The sequence below is a fragment of the Mesorhizobium sp. M8A.F.Ca.ET.161.01.1.1 genome (assembly GCF_004792105.1).
Taxonomy (GTDB): domain Bacteria; phylum Pseudomonadota; class Alphaproteobacteria; order Rhizobiales; family Rhizobiaceae; genus Mesorhizobium.
Genome location: NZ_SRTD01000017.1, coordinates 1 through 16,143 on the forward strand (window position 1 = coordinate 1; position 16,143 = coordinate 16,143).

The window sequence follows — 16,143 nt, forward strand, 5'->3', positions numbered from 1 at the left end:
CCTGGCCGGCATAGCGTTTGCCGGCCTTCGAGCCGCGCGACCCGATTTTGCCGAGCTTCGGCCTGAACTCGTCATCCTTAATGCGAGCCTCCCAGACATATCAAGCAAAATCAGACACTTACACGTCAAACCCTCTTGGCACCGGCGGCAGCCTCCCGGAAAAACGATGTGCAGACAAAGATTTAACCGCCTCCTGGAGGCGGTACCTTTATCTTGCCTTCCGCGCCCAGCCCCGCCAGACGCGCCCCCGTCCGCCATGGCTAACGCACCGGCTCCTTCGGCTGCGCGCCGTCCTTGCCGAGCGGCACGAAGAGATCGCCGTTTCGCACGCCTGAGTGAACACCGTCATGAATGAAGAACAGCGACCGTCCGAGAGGAGCGATTTGCGCCTTTGGAGCGACAGATTGGCTTTCGAACGCCTCGATGTCGGCCGCCGAAACTCCGGCCGCCTTGAGTTGGTCGAGGTACTCGACGGTCTCTTCTGGCAGCGGTTTGCCACGCTTCAAATGCTCGTCGTAGCGCTCGGGACCGGCATTGTAGGCGCCAAACAGGCCAGGAAATCCGAAGCGGTCATACATGGCACTGAGATAGGCCGTGCCGGCCAGGATATTGTCGCGCGGATCGTGGGGGTTAGGCCCAAGGCCGTGTTCGACCCGCATCTCTTCATAGGTGCCGGGCATCACCTGCATGAGGCCCATGGCGCCAGCGGGGGAGGTGATGGGGCGGCCGCCGCGCATTGTCTTGCCGCCGCTTTCGGCAGCCATGACGGCATAGATCCAGGCTTGGGGAATATGGAAGCGCCGGCTTGCTTCCGATACCAACGTCTGCCACTTTCGCAGCTGCGGACTTTGGGAGATGGCGACCGGCTCAGCGCCGGTCGAGGCGGAACAGGCGCATGGCGCAATGGCGATCATGCCCAACAAGAGGAGGGTCACTCGGTCCATAGTGGTACGAGCCTCCCGATGACATTTTGAGTGGGAACAGGCCCGAAATAGCGGCTGTCGAAGGAGCGGTTTTTGTCGCTGCCGAGCAGGAAAACCTCGTTATCCCCGAGCGCTCGGCAGCCGTTCCACCATGGCAAAGGTCGGCCTTCGGCGTCGATTTTGAGCCGGCGCGCGACGATGTCGCCGCCGATGATGATGGCGTCATTGAAGGCGCAGACATTATCGTCCGGCAGCGCTGCAAGACGTTTTGCCAGCGGCACATTGCGAGGCAGATAGCTGCGCTCGGCGGCGAGATACGCCGCGTATTCAGGCGGGCGCACGAGCACGAGATCGCCACGCGCCAGCGCTCCCGCAGCGATGCGGTAAAGGCCGATCGGCGCGCTGGCCGAGGCGTTCCAGACCAGCCAAGGGGCGGGCTTTCCCAGCGCCGTGAAGCCCAAAAGACCGAGACCGGCCGCGGCCAAGGCGACCGTCTTACGGGCTCGAACACGCCTCAGGCGGCTGCCGATCAGATGGATGGAAGGGCGCCGCCTCATGAACGGCCTCCCGTGCCGCCCTGGCCGGAACCGGCCTTGCCATCGCCGGCGATGGAGTGCTGCGGGTGTCCTTTCGACCAATGGTCGAGTTCGTCGATGTGATAGCGGACATAGCGGCCGTGCTTGCGGAATTTCGGGCCGCCGCCCTTGAGCCGCATCTTTTCGAGCGTGCGCTGGGAGAGCCCGATATAGAAGGCGGCTTGGGCTGTGCTGAGAAACGGGCTGCCCTTTTTCGCGCGGGCCGCGCGTTCGTTTTCGTCGTCCATGATGATCCTCGTTTCGCTTCGGACAAGCGAGGGCGAGGATGGGCGAGGGAGATCGTCTCGGGGACGGGCGAAGAGTCGGGGGAGAGTTTTCGCCGCCCTTTAGGGCGGACGGGGTTTGGGTGGAACTCCTGGGAATGAGCCCCGCGCCGGGGCTGCGGCGCGAGGCTCTTATCTCGGCCGGTCAGTCGGCCGGGTTCCAGATGATGGCGTAGGTGTCGTGATCGTCCTGGCCGGCGGCTCGGCCGAGATTGGCGTAGAGCTTGCGCGGTCCGAACTCCGGCGCTGCAATCGACAGGCTCACATAATCCTTGCCGGAAGTCTCGCCGGTGCGGATCCAGCCAGCGCCGACTTCGACCCCTTGCGTAAGCACCCGGAAGTCGGGATGGTTATCGGCGCTCTTGGCCTGGTTGGGGACGATATCGATGTCGGCGCGGACGCTGAGCGTCTTGAACTGGCCCTTGTAGGCGCCGTTTTCCTGCTTGTTGACGTAACCGATCGCGGTCATTTCGAAGTCTCCTTTTGTGGTTTCGCCGGGGACCATCCCCTGCGATGGCGCACCGTAATGGGCGCGTCAGGACCGCCTGAATCCGACAGGGCCGCAGCGACAGTGAAGGACCCGAGCGGGCAGCTTTTTTGTGAGCGAAGCGGCGCGAGGAAGCCGCCGCAGGCGGCGGGGAAAAAAGCTGATGGCGCGAGGGTTTCGGGCGGCCGGACCCGCCCATAGGTCGACAAGCCAGCCGCAGGGATGGTCCTTGGAGAGAGCATGGAGACCGCTCGCCAAGTGCGGTCTGTCAGCCAAGCAGGACGCCGGGATGAAACGGCCTGCAAAGATGCTGCGCCCTTATGCCGGATCGAGATCGTGCCAGCGGGTCGGGCGCCAGAGCAGACATCCGGCATGGTGCGATCTATGAAAGCAGGGCTCGCCAGCGGGAATTTGATACGCGAGGGGGCCAAAGTAAGGCTGGATGAGAAGCCGGTGCTACCTGCAGGTCCAGTGTCATGTGGCGGCGCTCGGGAAACCGCTACGCAATGTAACGCGCTCTTATGAGGCGAACAGACCGGCCCCAAAACCGATCGACCGGTGGTCGGCGCGAAACGCGTCATGCCTGTCCGAAAGCTGACAGTGGCAGAAGACGCATGTCGGGTTCCGCACAATTGACCATGCTGGATTTGTGAGGTTTTCAGGGAGAGCCATGCGTTCACTTCCCAGTGAGCTTTGGCACGGCATTTGCTCTTGATGTGGCAACACGGATCGAAGGTTGACTGCATGCACAAGCGCGAGATGAGCAATGCTCTCCTTTCCTGGAGGCTTGGCAGCAGATTCGATTTGACGTTGCGAGGAGCTTCAGCCGCTCGCGGCGGAAGTGATCTCAAATCTGAAGGCACCGTTGGGGCCGCAGCCATCAAACACATCTTTCTCTTTTTCGCAGCTCGTCTTCAACGCGATGCGGACTTCTTCGCGTCGACGGCGGCCGAAGGTGGAGAAGGGGCTCGACTTGCAAAAAGGAGTTGTCAATGACGTCTTACGTTCGCACCAACAGCCCGGCGCAGGTGCGCTCACTGTCCACCTTTGGCAAGCATCTGCAAAGGAGCGTGCTGACGGCGACGCTGCTTGCCGCGGCTTCGACGGGAAGTGAAGCGCAGCCCTATGTTCGTGCTGACGGCAGCACGACTGACGACTTGGAAGCGGCGCGAGCAAGTTGGCGTCATGACGCCGAATTCAATGGAAATGTGGGGCTCGCAGCCATCAACGCGGATGCCGCGTATGCGTTGGGTTCCACCGGGGAGGGGGCCAGAGCTCCTCGCCTGCCCTCGTCCGTCTTGACGAGTGCCCGCTTACAGCCTACCTCACTATCGCGTTAGCACTCGTCCATCGCGAGTGCTAACAAAAACCCCTCAACAGCGCACCAGGGAAAAATCCGAAAATGGCAAAGTCGAAGTTCCGCCCGCTGCATGACCGCGTGGTCGTTCGCCGGGTCGAATCCGAATCCAAGACCGCTGGCGGGATCATCATCCCCGACACGGCAAAGGAAAAGCCGCAGGAAGGCGAGATCATCGCTGTCGGCTTCGGCGCTCGTGACGAAGCTGGCAAGCTGGTCCCGCTGGACGTCAAGGCCGGCGACCGCATCCTGTTCAGCAAGTGGTCGGGCACGGAAGTCAAGCTCAATGGCGAAGACCTTCTGATCATGAAGGAATCCGACATCATGGGCATCATCGGCTCATATCAGGCCCTTTCGTCAACTGAATTCCCGGGCTCGATTGAAGCCCCTGCCAGGAGCTAAAAATGGCTGCCAAAGACGTAAAATTCTCCCGCGATGCCCGCGAGCGCATGCTGCGCGGTGTCAACATCCTCGCTGACGCGGTGAAGGTCACGCTCGGCCCCAAGGGCCGCAACGTGGTCATCGACAAGTCGTTCGGCGCCCCGCGCATCACCAAGGACGGCGTCACCGTCGCCAAGGAAATCGAGCTTGAGGACAAGTTCGAAAACATGGGCGCGCAGATGGTCCGCGAAGTTGCTTCGAAGACCAACGACATCGCTGGCGACGGCACCACGACCGCGACCGTTCTGGCGCAGTCGATCGTCCAGGAAGGCCACAAGGCCGTTGCCGCCGGCATGAACCCGATGGACCTGAAGCGCGGCATCGACCTCGCGGTAACCGACGTCGTTGCGACCCTGATCAAGAACGCCAAGAAGATCAAGACCTCCGAAGAGGTTGCCCAGGTCGGCACCATCGCCGGCAACGGCGATGCTTCGGTCGGCAAGATGATCGCCGAAGCGATGCAGAAGGTCGGCAACGAAGGCGTCATCACGGTTGAGGAAGCCAAGACCGCCGAGACCGAACTCGAAGTCGTCGAAGGCATGCAGTTCGACCGCGGCTACCTCTCGCCCTACTTCGTCACCAACGCCGACAAGATGGTTGCCGAGCTCGAGGACGTCTACATCCTCCTGCACGAGAAGAAGCTGTCCAACCTCCAGGCCATGCTGCCGGTTCTCGAAGCCGTCGTGCAGACCTCGAAGCCGCTGCTCATCATCTCGGAAGACGTCGAAGGCGAGGCTCTGGCCACGCTGGTCGTCAACAAGCTGCGTGGCGGCCTGAAGATCGCCGCCGTCAAGGCGCCGGGCTTCGGTGATCGCCGCAAGGCCATGCTGGAAGACATCGCCATCCTCACCGGTGGCCAGGTCATCTCGGAAGACCTCGGCATCAAGCTCGAGAACGTCGGCCTCAACATGCTCGGCCGCGCCAAGAAGGTGTCGATCTCCAAGGAGAACACCACCATCGTCGACGGCGCCGGCAAGAAGGCCGAGATCCAGGGCCGCGTTGCCCAGATCAAGCAGCAGATCGAAGAGACCACTTCGGACTACGACAAGGAGAAGCTGCAGGAACGTCTGGCGAAGCTCGCCGGCGGCGTTGCGGTGATCCGCGTCGGCGGTGCGACGGAAGTCGAAGTCAAGGAAAAGAAGGACCGCGTCGATGACGCCCTCAACGCGACCCGCGCGGCCGTCGAAGAAGGCATCGTTGCTGGTGGTGGCGTCGCGCTGCTGCGCGCTTCGGCCAACATCAAGGCCACCGGCGTCAATGCCGACCAGGCCGCCGGCATCAACATCGTGCGTCGTGCGCTTCAGGCTCCGGCCCGCCAGATCGCGGCCAACGCCGGTGCGGAAGCATCGATCGTTGCCGGCAAGATCCTTGAGAACAAGGGCGCGACCTTCGGCTACAACGCCCAGACCGGCGAGTATGGCGACATGATCGCCATGGGTATCGTCGATCCGGTCAAGGTTGTCCGTACGGCTCTTCAGGACGCGGCCTCGGTCGCCGGCCTGCTGGTCACCACCGAAGCCATGATCGCGGAGGCTCCGAAGAAGGAGTCGGCTGGCGGCGGCATGCCTGGCGGCATGGGCGGCGGCGGCATGGGCGGCATGGGCGGCATGGATTTCTAATCCAGCTCTGGCAGCTTTCGCAACGAGAGGGCGGCATCAATGCCGCCCTCTTTTTTTGCGAACCTCGGTCCGATGAACGATCGACGCCAACGCCGGCCATCGGCGTTAGGGCAACCTCAAAAGAACTGTCGAGTTGGTTGCGCGCGGCTTTGCGTCATCAGAGGCGCAAGGCGGTCGCGTGTGAGGATTGCGCGCTCCCATAGGCGGTTTCGGCATGTGCCTCGCCTTCGACATCGACATTGCGGCCAAGCAGGAAATCGGCGGCTTTCGAGGCATGGCTTGCGGCGCGGAAGATGGCGCGGTTGTCCTCGCGCAAAACCGTCAGCCATGAGCCGATGTAGTCGGCATGGCGCACGCTCGGCTCGATGCCGAGACTGCTGCAGATGAAGGCTGATGCGATTTCGGCGACCAGTTCCTCGCGCGCATAGGTGTTGGACCCGAAGGAGCCGGACAGGTCGCGCGCGAGTCGCCTCGGGTGGCCGGTCCAGTGTCCAAGCTCGTGAAAGCAGGTCCGGTAATAGTCGATCTGGTGGAAGAAAGCCGGCTGCGGCGGCACCTGTATGGTGTCGCTGCCGGGCATGTAGAAGGCGCGCTCGCCGCCGATGCGAAAATCAGCGCCGGTTGCATGAATGAGCGCCTCGGCCTGCGGGACCATCTCGCGCTCAGGCAGAGGCTCGCCGGCGGCGTAAAGATGTTCGGGCAGATTATCGCACTGCGCGACATCGAAGACGGTGAAGCGCTTCAGGAAGGGCACCGCCTGCGGTTCGTCGCCATCGGTGTCGGCGCGTTGCTTTTCGTTCTTGGGAACAAAGCGGTCAGCGTGAACGATGGTGGTGCCGTGCTCGCCCTTCCTGACATTGCCGCCAAGCGAAAGCGCCTGCCGGAAGGTGAGCCAGTTCTGGCTGGGGAAACCGCGCTCGATGACCGCGCCCCACAGGATCAGGATATTGATGCCGGAATATCGGCGCTGGGTGGCCGCATTCCGCGGCAGGCCGAGGCCTGTCCTTGCCCTGCCCCACGGCTTGACCCATGGCACGGTGCCGCGCTCCAGTTCGGCAATGATGCGGTCGGTGATTTCCTGATAAAGGCTGGCGCCGGTGCGCCCGCCACTGTCTGCGCCAGCCTGTCGGCTGCCGCAACGTTTGTTGTTTGCACGCATCGTGATGTCCTCCGCTCTACAATCGCGCGCCCTCCCCGGAAGCGGGGTGGGCGGCAAAAGCGACCGGAAAGGCCCGCCGTCGGAGGCGGACTGCATCAGCAGGACCGGAACGGAGTGGAGGACCCGAAAGCGACAAGCGAAGGGTTGCGGGACGCCGCGGCGGGCCTAGAAGGGAGTGCTGCCCACCCTGCGCCAGGGGGAAGGCCACAATAGAAAGACGCCGGCCGACAGGCCGGCGACCGTCAGCAGCCGAAGGCTGCCCCGCGCCAGGGGGCGATGCCGCAGGGCCAAGACCGCCTGAGCTTGCCGAAGAAAAGCGGGCTCGGTTCACGAGCACCCGGCCAGCGACTTCAGGCGCGGGCGCTCAGGATTGTTGTTGGCGCCCACGGCAGCTGGATGACCGCAACAAGATTACGAGGAGCGACAGCAAAGCCAGCTGCCACAAACGGCACGCTCCGGCAACAACAGCGTGGCCGGTCTACAGATGCTGCCCCGCACGAGAGCCAGCACGCTTTGAGCGCGCATCGGCGATGCAAGCGTTGCAAGCTGGCCATGTCCACAAGGTCGGCGACCACTATATCGCCGACCACCAACGCGGGCGTACCGTCTAAGTGCAGACCTTTCGCGAGTGCGCGGACCGCGCATTTCATCTGCGATGGCCGGATCTTGCATTCCCGCTTGAGCTGCTCAACGTCAAGGCCTACACGCGCTGCGATCTTGAGAGTGACCCTTCAACTGGGGGAAATCATAAGGGCGCGGTGGAATTCGTCGAACTTTCCCTGTTTTCTCGAGGCGAGTGCGGCGAAGGCTGGGAATTGGGAATCCGGTCCCAGGACCGGGAACTGTTTGATCACAAGCTTCAGATTGGGTTCATGCTTGAAGGCTTTTTGGTAGTTGATATCAGCCAGTCTGCAATGCGGACAGTTGTGGTAGTCATTGAATATGACCAGAACGGCATCGCCTTGCGGGTTGCCGGCGATTGGCGAAGGAGATCGTTGTCGAATGCGCCGCTCCACTTTTGCCTGTCGGTCGACCACGCCTGCCGGTGCAGGTTCGCGCTATATTGGCTCGCCAGCAAGGCGAGGAGTAAAAGAAGAGCTGCGACAGTGATGGCAGTCGGCTTAGACATGAGTCTCCAATCCATGGACGGCGTGGCAGCAACGGCCGCCTTTTTGGTGTAAAATGGGTCAGTTTTGATCGTGCCCCGCAGTTGCTACAGGCGCACAGGTGCCGGTGCGATCTGGCGGTTTCTCAAATACGGCTTTGCGCCATCGGGTCCACCCCAATAGCTGAGCGTCGTTCGCACGGGGAATTGTGTTCACCACGCCGGGCGACTTGACCGTCCACCGCCGGAGCGCTGAACGGTCCGCTAGTGAGGCGCTCCCCGAATCGTCGTTTATCCCGCTCGCCCCGGACCGGGTGACAGCCAGCGTTGCCGCTACGCTGCGGAGAAAAACCGTCAGCGCGTGGCATTCGGACATAAGCTGATCGACGCCAAGAATAAGCCCCACGGAGGTGACCGGTGCGGCCGGAACAAGAAAGAGCGTTGCAGCCATTGTGACGAGGCCTGCACCGGTAATGCGGGTTGTTCCGTTCGAAGGGAACAATGCGACAAACAGCATGAGGATCCGGCAGCCGATCGGGAGATCAGTTTTCGTCGCTTGGGCGATGAAAAGGGCGGCGAGCATCATATTCGTGCCGTCCAGATTGAATGGAATGAGACCCACGACCGAATGCGTGGCGCCGGCCCTTTCCATCTTCTCCATGAGCGAGGCCAGCGCGGCCTCTGAGGAGGACATTGCGAGCAGCAGCTCGTCCTTGATGTATCGGACGAGAGAGAAGAGCGAGCGGCCGTTGTAGCGGCAGACCGCGCCGAACAGGACCGAGAGGAACAAGACTTGCAGGATGTCGCCTTCCGCGAAGGCATTGGCAATCGTTGACGGGATGATGTTCATCAGGAAGCTGGTCACGGACTGCTCGTGAGCCGTGGCCACATAGCCCTTAACGGCTTGGACATCGAGCGAGGCCGGATCGATGTTGAGGCCGGCGCCAGGCTGAACGATATTCGCGACAATCAGCCCGACAACAAAAGCGAGCGTCGAAAAGGTGAGAAAATAGACCATCGCCTTGGCGGCAACTCGGCCGACCTTCTGCAGATCGCTCATGCCGGCAATGCCGGTCGCCATTGTCAGGAAGATGACAGGTACGGTGATTATCTTGACGACATCGACGAAGGCATCGCCGAGCGGCTTCAGGCTGTGGCCGGTCTCCAAATGGAAATAGCCGATTGCGGCACCCAGGATTATGGCGGCAAGTACCTGCACGTAGGTCCGGGCAAAATGGCGCTTGCGGGGCGCTGCGATCGCGCGGGGAACTCTTGGAACCAACACCGTCTCTCTCCTTGACCGGATCGGGGTGGGGCTCCTCCCTCTCCCATGCAGTGCTCCGGTCGAACGCTGCGCCCACTTCGGCGCAAACGATGTGCCAAATAGCAAAGAGGGGAAAACGCGCAGGACCTCACGCAATGCTTGCGATTCGCTCTCCCACACTCGTGCAGTGGTTGCCTGTCGCAACTATGGAAGGGTCGATTCTTGGGAACTCCAAAGGCCGCTCTTTGCGTCGAGCAGCTTGGCTGCCTGGAAGGTTCCCTCTTTGCCTTGCGGTCTGCGAGCTGAGTCCAGATCGTCATCATTTGGCTGCGCGCCGCACGGGGCTCGAAAGATTCAATCGAGGACGGGTCCTCTTGGAAAACGGGGGCAGCGTTGGTCAAGCCCTTCCACCCTGCTGTCCCAATGGTGTTCAGAAGCTCAGTTCACGATCAAGCGATGGATCAGCGTCATCTGGCGTTTGCGCCATCGCGGCGGCGTTGCAACGGGTCTGCCAAAGATGAGAAGGCCGCGAGGCAGGGTCCGAGACCTAGACTCCAACCTCATAGCGCGCTCGGCTCGCGTTCGGAAGGTTCGAACCGCAGCACGATCAGGTGGCGACACCGTTGGTCGGAACCGGAACCCGACGAATGATCGTTCGTGACCGACATCTGTGAACAAGCAGTATGTGTCATTGCAATCACCACCCGTTGCGCGGAAATGCCCATATGGCCGTGAATGAACTGGATTTGGTGATTTTCCAGATGGCGGTGGAAAGCGTCCGCTTGCTCTCTTCAAGCTTTGATGAGAAGGCGGCTGAGATAGCCACGAGGAGCCGTGGTAGCCTTCTTTTTGACGTGCGGGTGGACGGTGACCTGGAGGTCCAGCGAGTCGCAGCCATTGGATATCCAGGCGACAAGATCGGTGTGGTGGCATTGGACCGAGAGGGCCTTGTTAGCTGTTGTTGCCTAGTCAATGGCACCTTCTCACCTTTCATTGCACCGTTGGAGAACTGGACCAGCATGCCCCTTTCGATGCAGGCCCAGATCGATGTCACAGGCTATGCGAGGCTCCTTCTGGCCGCCTTGCGAAATGCTGGACATATGCTGGACAGGTAGCATCGCGATGATGTCTGTGATGAGATGGTGCAAACGGCTGGATGAGGCGATCGCTTGCTGGCAGCTTTGGCAACAAAGCGATCGGTGAGTTCGCAATGCTGGAACACGTCCTTTAGACTCTGCAGTTAAGTTAGCGGACTACCATCTGACGAATGCCCTCTGACAGTCTGCATGGCGCGGCATGCCCTCTTAGGAATGCAGCCGTGGTTCTACACCATCGGCTGTTTTTGTGTCGAAGGCGACGGGCACGCCATGAACGAAGGAAGCGGCCGCCAACAGTTCCTCCAACTCGCGGTCGGTGGCCTTGCATGCCGGCATTAGTGTTCGGATGGCGCGGATCGCCTGCGCCATGGAGAGAAAGCGGACCCTTCCCCTGGAAAGGACATAGGCTTCTGCGGCTTTTTCGACGGTGACGGTGTGAAACGAATTGGTCATGACGAATTCCTCCCTGAACCCTGACCAACCCGACTTATGGCACGAATTCGACCGCCTTCAAGCCTATGTCCGATTGCGGACAATAGCTGCGATTCGTTCAAAACCGCTGATGCTTTTGGGCGACCTGGTGAGGGGCAAGGAGACGTCGGCTGAACCCGTTTCAACCGACATGCTTCAGGCAGCGGCCAGGCCGAAATAACGCTGCTCCTCCTTGTCATAAGCGCCATGTGTGAGCTTTATCAATCCGGCACGGTCGATGATCGTGATCTCGCCGCGCTTGGCGTGCACCAGTCCTCGATACTCAAGCATTTGCAGGGCCGTGGTGACCCCGGGCGGTGGGCGCGAGCATGGTCGCCAGAAATTCATGCGTCGGGAGGATCTTATCTCCTTCCGCACGGTCGTGGACCATCAGCTGCCAGCGGGCCAGCCGTTCTTCGATCTTGGAGTGGCCATTGACCAGTGCCGTCCGGCATGATTGGACGAGGAACGCGTGGGCATAATCCAGCACTGAGGTGCGAAGCGACGGGCTAATCGCAGGGCGAAGGTTTTCAACCGGCAGGCGCCAGGTAGTGCTTTCCTTTCCGAGAATGACGGCAATTCCTTTCATCCCGTCATAGCCGACAATGCCGACTTCACCTTGCCGCCCGCCGGTCATGGTGGCGACCACCGACGCGATGCCCCTCTCGGGAAAATATACGTTCTTGATCGGCTGATGCGCGACCTCCAACTGGTCCTTGATGCCCGGTTCGACGTGATGCAGCGATGGTCGCAAAAGCGCGAAGTCCTGCGGGGTGAGGGCTTCAGCACCTGGTCGCGAAAGAGGGATCGGGCAAGGCTCTCTTCCAACGGGGCAAGAGCGCGTACGTCTTACTGTCGGCTGCACCGAAGTAAATGCCGGCCGATGCCAAAGCATAGGCTTCGAAACGCGCGATTGCAAAGCCCTGTCGGGGCAGTGCAGTCATGCTAGAAGTCGCGCCGCCTACGATAGGCAGCGGATGACATGATTCCCTTCTGCGGCGGCCACCAAGAACGGCTCGGGCACGCTTTAATCGTTCATACACAAGCTCGCAGGAATGTAAGCAGCGGAACAATCGGGTGATTCGTACCGCCCTGCCCTTTCAGAGATCAAGTCATTGGACGTCAATTCGGCTGGAACGCCTCGTCGAACGGCCCAGGAAAATGCAGCCGGATGAGCAATGGTGGTTCACCTTATGTGCGGTCCCGGATATGCGGTCCGGCGGCTCATCTCCCAATAGCTTGTCGATGGGGAAGTGGAACTCGTCATGTCGCCGCGAACCGTCACCGCGCTAGCGGGGCTCTTTTGAAGACGCCGGTGTTTTTCTTTGTGGAACTGAATCTGTGAGGTGATTGATGCATGAATCAAACATTTGCGTATTTCCGCTGCATCGGCGACGTATATTGGTCGAAAGTATCGCCCAGGCCCTCGAGACCAAGAACGGCGAGGCGGCGAGTGCGTTCTGGCGCTGTGCTGCCAAGAAAATGCTCATTCAATTGTCCGATGTAGGAATTGCGCCAGAGCTCGCTGCGCAGGAGGTTGGAAGCCTTCTTCATGCGGTCTTGGACGACATGGCCAACCGAACGGTAATGCACAAAGCATAGGCTCGGGCGCTGTTGGACCGCGCGTCAGCTCGGGTCCTTATCAGGGGACTGCTCCGACTGGCCGACGGTCCGGCCAAACCGGCATACCGGCAAAGGTTTGAGGTTGCGATCGCTCACGGCGGCCGGTCCAATATTCTAAGACGACCTCAGAAGCCACGTTGGCTTCTTTGGACGAAGCGGAGGGGCGCCATTTTGGCGTGCTCACGCTGGACTGCGGGTTGCGCCTACGGAAATCCAAAGTCCGGCCGCGCGAGCCAATCGACCGGAACAGTCGAAAGCTCGTGGGGGCGGGTCCGCTCACCCTCACGGCGGCGGTGGCGGCCGTGAGCAGACTTAACTCAAGTCACGGCTGAGCATCCGCAGGCGCTATGCCGATTGGATGAGAACTGGTTGCCACAACACCGGCCCGTTGAGGCGTCCCCTCCAGCGGATGCGCAAGAGACTGGCGTAGGAAATATCGAGGAAGCCGGCGACTGCCTCGGTGTTGCCGACCTGCTTGGGCTGTCCGATACGTGACAACGGCCAGGTGGCGAGACGAAGGATCCTTTCGATGCGCGTATCTGTCACCGTTACGATCCCGGAGAGATTGTTGGCCAAGCCGAATTCGATGATCCCCGCGAAGAGCTCGTAGGTTGCTTGGGCCAGGCCGCCAGCTGCCTTCGGCGCTGTCGCAGGGAGATCGAGCGCGAAACGACTACTCTCCCAGATATCGGCACTCGCAGGGACCACCATCTCATCCAGCAGCGTCGGAAACGTATCGCGCAACATTGTCGGTCCGGTGGTCGGCAAAAGGCGGACGCAGCCGCAAGTTCGCCAATCGGACCCCTTGAGAAGCAGGTAGACGGGGTTCAGGCTGTCAAACGGGTCCGTTTCCATTTCGCCTTCGGTCTGCACTTCCCAATCGAGCCGCTTCTTGAAAACCCGATACCTAAGTCCGTGCATTTCCTTGAGTTCGCTCGCAAACTCGGCGTAGCAGTCGGGTGTTATCAGCTGCATCATTGTCGTCTCCGTGCGGGATGTGTCCACGCAATCGAAGGGCAAAGCCGTCATGAATGCAGCCTGTAGACCTTTACAGCTAGACTTGGAGAGGATCAGGATCTCGCCCGAGCAGCCATCCGCACTACGGCCTGGTTGATGGTTCGCACGCCAAGCTTCGCCTTGGCGTTTTCCTGATGGAAGGTCACGGTGCGTTTCGAGACACCGAGAATCTGGCTGATATCCCAGGCCGACTTGCCGCACGCCGCCCATTTCAGGCACTCGAACTCCCGCCGGGTGAGCGTTATGCCATCTACCACGCAATCTTCGGCGAGCCTGCGCCGGGCATGGATATGAACGTTGATCGCAACCAGTTGCATTGCTTTTTCGTAGCGCGTCAGCGACCTCAGAAATGGCGGATGCGCCTCGTTGGAGGCGAAGGTCAGTGCGGCGAACCGGCCGCGATGATCATGCATCGACATGGTCAGTCCGCCGCGAATGCCGAACTCAGCTGCTTTTTCCAGGACTTCCTGCTGAGAGGTCGGCAAATAACGGTGATCGCGGTCCACACCCCAGTCGAAGGTATCCCAGCCCCGCAGTCCCCGCAGGATCACGGGATCCACGCTGTGGTAGCGCTGTTGCAGGTAATGTGATGTCCATGATGATGGATAATTCGAGATCAATCGCGGCCTGTCGCCGGAAGCGGATGGGTAGGTGAAATAAGCGAAGAGCGGAAAGTCGAACCCGGCTGCGGCGGACGCCATTGCCTCATGGAGATCGACGGCATCGACGCTTGCAGAGAGTTGCTCGACCAAGGTTTCAAATACGCGATGCATCTGCGCTTAGCGTACCTCGCGGAGGTTGCTGGAAGCCGACGGAGACGTGGTTCTAAATGATGGCCTGTCCCTGCAGGGCATACGACGCGCCGCCGTCATCACCGCAATTGCTGTGCTGCTTCCGATTGGAGAGAGCTCCGCCCACCTGACCAACTACCGATGGGTGATATTGCGACGTTATCGATGAGCCGCGTGTCGCCAAGCCAAGCCGCAGCAAGCAAGCGTGCCGGTCGGTCAAGGCTTGCTAACGATTGCAGGTCTGTTTCTCCGCGCAGCTCCAGGTATTCGAGCTCGCGATAGCCGGCAGCCAGAATTGCTGCACGCGCTTCATCAAGCGTAGGCAGGATGGGGGAGCCGCGTGCAAGCCGCTCGGCCGTATCGAGCAGGACCGATGCTAGTTTTGGGGCAATGGCGCGTTGGGCTGGGGAGAGCCGCACGTTACGCGACGATAGCGCAAGACCATCGGCTTCGCGGACTGTCGGACAGGGCACAATAGTGATCGGAATGTCGAGATCCCGGACCAAGCGCCTGACAAGCTGAAGTTGCTGAAAATCCTTTTCGCCAAAAAAGGCGAAGTCAGCGCCGGCCTGCAGGAAGAGCTTGGCCACGACCGTCGCCACGCCATTGAAATGGCCGGGCCGGAATGCGCCGCAAAGGCATTCGCTGATGCCGGACACTGAAACGGCCGTGGCGAAGCCCACCTGGTACATTTCCTCTGTGTCCGGCACATAGAGCAGATGCGTGCCCAGCAGAGCGAGCTTGGCAGCATCGTCGCTTTCCGTCCGAGGGTAGGCAATCAGGTCGGCGGGGCTGTTGAACTGCTTGGGGTTTACGAACAGCGTCACGATCACCCGCTCGGCCCTTTCGAGCGCCTTCCGCACGAGGCTCAGATGCCCGTCGTGCAAGGCTCCCATGGTCGGCACAATACCGATCGTGGCACCCGAGCGACGCCATTGCGCAACGACGCCGCGCAGCTCGCTCACGGTTCGAGCGATCGGCACGCTCATGTGAAGTCACCGGCCTTCAAGGCGTTGACATAGAGATGTTCGACCGCCGGAAAGTGCCGGTTCCGCACATCGGTGGCGTAAGCGGCGATTGCCGCCTCAGCCTGCTCACCGAGCTCGGCATAGCGTTTGACGAACTTCGGCCGAAATGAGGTGAAGAGCCCGAGCATATCGTGGCTCACCAGAATCTGGCCGTCGCAAGCTGGCGAGGCACCGATGCCGATTGTGGGTATGTCGATATCGGCGGTTATCTGCCGTGCAAGCTGCTCCGGTATCTTTTCCAGCACCAAGGAGAAGGCGCCCGCTTCGGTTACCGCCCTGGCGTCGCGCCTGATCCGCTCTGCATCGGCTCCCCGGCCCTGCACACGATAGCCTCCAAACGTGTTTACCGCCTGCGGCGTCAGGCCCACATGGGCCATGACAGGTACGCCGCGCGCGGTAAGGAAGCGGATGGTTTCCGAGATGGTCTCGCCGCCCTCGATCTTTACCGCTGAACAACCGGTCTCACCCATCACGCGCGCAGCGTTGCCGAAAGCGTGCTCTGGGCTTTCCTCGTAGGAACCGAAGGGCAGGTCGACGACCATCAGCGCGTGTTCAAGGCCGCGGCGAACGGCCTGTCCGTGCATGATCATCATGTCGAGCGTGACCCCCAGCGTCGACGACAGGCCGTGCAGCACCATGCCGACGCTGTCGCCGACAAGAACGATGTCGCAGTGGCGATCGAGCAGCCTCGCGACCGGCGTGGTGTAGGCCGTCAAGCATACAAGTGGCGTCTGGCCTTTTCGCGATCGAATATCTGGAGGAGTCATCCCTTTTATCTCACCAGCCGCGCTCAACCGAGGCCCCTTCCCTTACGTTACCAACAGCGGGTGTCGCGTTTGGCATATTTTTGTGCGACTGCGAAGAGCTAAAAACAGCGCTTGAGTACTCTGGTGTTGACGTGC

Annotated in this window: 18 protein-coding genes and 1 pseudogene; 6 read left to right on the plus strand and 13 right to left on the minus strand. The window is 60.9% G+C overall.

Going from position 1 to position 16,143, the window contains the following annotated elements; genetic code table 11:
* Positions 1-260 precede the first annotated feature (260 nt).
* The 4 genes from EN804_RS28385 to EN804_RS28400 form a co-directional block, all read right to left on the minus strand.
* Positions 261-944, minus strand: coding sequence for a lytic transglycosylase domain-containing protein (locus tag EN804_RS28385; protein ID WP_024505647.1), 684 nt, complete (start codon positions 942-944; stop codon positions 261-263).
* Positions 932-1,480: a S26 family signal peptidase gene (locus tag EN804_RS28390; protein WP_024505646.1), complete on the minus strand. Its 549-nt coding sequence runs from the start codon at positions 1,478-1,480 to the stop codon at positions 932-934. The genes EN804_RS28385 and EN804_RS28390 overlap by 13 nt, the downstream gene beginning before the upstream one ends.
* Positions 1,477-1,746 (minus strand): helix-turn-helix domain-containing protein, encoded by a 270-nt coding sequence (locus tag EN804_RS28395; protein WP_024505645.1) that lies wholly within the window; start codon positions 1,744-1,746, stop codon positions 1,477-1,479. The genes EN804_RS28390 and EN804_RS28395 overlap by 4 nt, the downstream gene beginning before the upstream one ends.
* Positions 1,747-1,927: 181 nt before the next feature.
* Positions 1,928-2,251, minus strand: coding sequence for a DUF736 domain-containing protein (locus EN804_RS28400; RefSeq protein WP_024505644.1), 324 nt, complete (start codon positions 2,249-2,251; stop codon positions 1,928-1,930).
* A gap of 1,010 nt (positions 2,252-3,261) precedes the next feature.
* Between EN804_RS28400 and EN804_RS28405 the strand changes: the two genes are divergently transcribed.
* The 3 genes and pseudogenes from EN804_RS28405 to groL all read left to right on the plus strand — a co-directional run bounded on the left by EN804_RS28405 (position 3,262) and on the right by groL (position 5,686).
* Positions 3,262-3,609 carry a hypothetical protein gene (locus EN804_RS28405; protein ID WP_063169239.1) on the plus strand — a complete coding sequence of 116 codons (348 nt, stop codon included), beginning with the start codon at positions 3,262-3,264 and terminating at the stop codon, positions 3,607-3,609.
* Between the two features lie 62 nt (positions 3,610-3,671).
* Positions 3,672-3,965: pseudogene (groES, locus tag EN804_RS28410) on the plus strand (co-chaperone GroES); the annotation flags it as partial.
* Positions 3,966-4,030: 65 nt separating this feature from the next.
* Entirely contained in the window at positions 4,031-5,686 is a 1,656-nt protein-coding gene (gene groL, locus EN804_RS28415; RefSeq protein WP_126057772.1) for a chaperonin GroEL, read from the plus strand.
* A 157-nt stretch (positions 5,687-5,843) separates the two neighbouring features.
* Here groL and EN804_RS28420 read toward each other — a convergent pair whose 3' ends face one another.
* Positions 5,844-6,845, minus strand: coding sequence for a zincin-like metallopeptidase domain-containing protein (locus EN804_RS28420; protein ID WP_126059319.1), 1,002 nt, complete (start codon positions 6,843-6,845; stop codon positions 5,844-5,846).
* Between the two features lie 611 nt (positions 6,846-7,456).
* On the opposite strand from EN804_RS28420, the gene EN804_RS38205 reads away from it, so the two are divergent.
* Positions 7,457-8,026, plus strand: coding sequence for a hypothetical protein (locus EN804_RS38205; protein WP_245454735.1), 570 nt, complete (start codon positions 7,457-7,459; stop codon positions 8,024-8,026).
* A gap of 6 nt (positions 8,027-8,032) precedes the next feature.
* Here EN804_RS38205 and EN804_RS28430 read toward each other — a convergent pair whose 3' ends face one another.
* Complete coding sequence (locus EN804_RS28430; protein ID WP_306462679.1) at positions 8,033-9,232, minus strand: cation:dicarboxylase symporter family transporter; 1,200 nt, start codon at positions 9,230-9,232, stop codon at positions 8,033-8,035.
* A 707-nt stretch (positions 9,233-9,939) separates the two neighbouring features.
* On the opposite strand from EN804_RS28430, the gene EN804_RS28435 reads away from it, so the two are divergent.
* Complete coding sequence (locus EN804_RS28435) at positions 9,940-10,329, plus strand: hypothetical protein (protein WP_024505560.1); 390 nt, start codon at positions 9,940-9,942, stop codon at positions 10,327-10,329.
* Positions 10,330-10,518: 189 nt separating this feature from the next.
* Here the strand turns inward: EN804_RS28435 and EN804_RS28440 are convergent, their stop codons facing one another.
* The 3 genes from EN804_RS28440 to EN804_RS28445 form a co-directional block, all read right to left on the minus strand.
* Entirely contained in the window at positions 10,519-10,764 is a 246-nt protein-coding gene (locus EN804_RS28440) for a hypothetical protein (RefSeq protein WP_063169243.1), read from the minus strand.
* Between the two features lie 174 nt (positions 10,765-10,938).
* Positions 10,939-11,073, minus strand: a complete 135-nt coding sequence (locus EN804_RS38725; protein ID WP_256754986.1) for a hypothetical protein — start codon at positions 11,071-11,073, stop codon at positions 10,939-10,941.
* Positions 11,066-11,536 (minus strand): hypothetical protein, encoded by a 471-nt coding sequence (locus EN804_RS28445; RefSeq protein WP_245454734.1) that lies wholly within the window; start codon positions 11,534-11,536, stop codon positions 11,066-11,068. The genes EN804_RS38725 and EN804_RS28445 overlap by 8 nt, the downstream gene beginning before the upstream one ends.
* A gap of 599 nt (positions 11,537-12,135) precedes the next feature.
* On the opposite strand from EN804_RS28445, the gene EN804_RS38210 reads away from it, so the two are divergent.
* Positions 12,136-12,384: a DUF6074 family protein gene (locus EN804_RS38210; protein WP_063169245.1), complete on the plus strand. Its 249-nt coding sequence runs from the start codon at positions 12,136-12,138 to the stop codon at positions 12,382-12,384.
* Positions 12,385-12,750: 366 nt separating this feature from the next.
* On the opposite strand, the gene EN804_RS28455 is transcribed toward EN804_RS38210, so the two are convergent.
* The 4 genes from EN804_RS28455 to panB form a co-directional block, all read right to left on the minus strand.
* Positions 12,751-13,383 carry an acyl-homoserine-lactone synthase gene (locus EN804_RS28455; RefSeq protein ID WP_126057769.1) on the minus strand — a complete coding sequence of 211 codons (633 nt, stop codon included), beginning with the start codon at positions 13,381-13,383 and terminating at the stop codon, positions 12,751-12,753.
* Positions 13,384-13,475: 92 nt separating this feature from the next.
* On the minus strand, positions 13,476-14,195 hold the full coding sequence (locus EN804_RS28460) for a LuxR family transcriptional regulator (protein WP_126057768.1): 720 nt from the start codon (positions 14,193-14,195) through the stop codon (positions 13,476-13,478).
* A 98-nt stretch (positions 14,196-14,293) separates the two neighbouring features.
* A complete protein-coding gene (gene panC / locus EN804_RS28465) occupies positions 14,294-15,202 on the minus strand; it encodes a pantoate--beta-alanine ligase (protein WP_024505565.1) in 909 nt (302 codons plus the stop codon).
* Positions 15,199-16,035 carry a 3-methyl-2-oxobutanoate hydroxymethyltransferase gene (gene panB / locus EN804_RS28470; RefSeq protein WP_126063927.1) on the minus strand — a complete coding sequence of 279 codons (837 nt, stop codon included), beginning with the start codon at positions 16,033-16,035 and terminating at the stop codon, positions 15,199-15,201. Before panB ends, panC begins: the two co-directional genes overlap by 4 nt.
* Positions 16,036-16,143 lie beyond the last annotated feature (108 nt).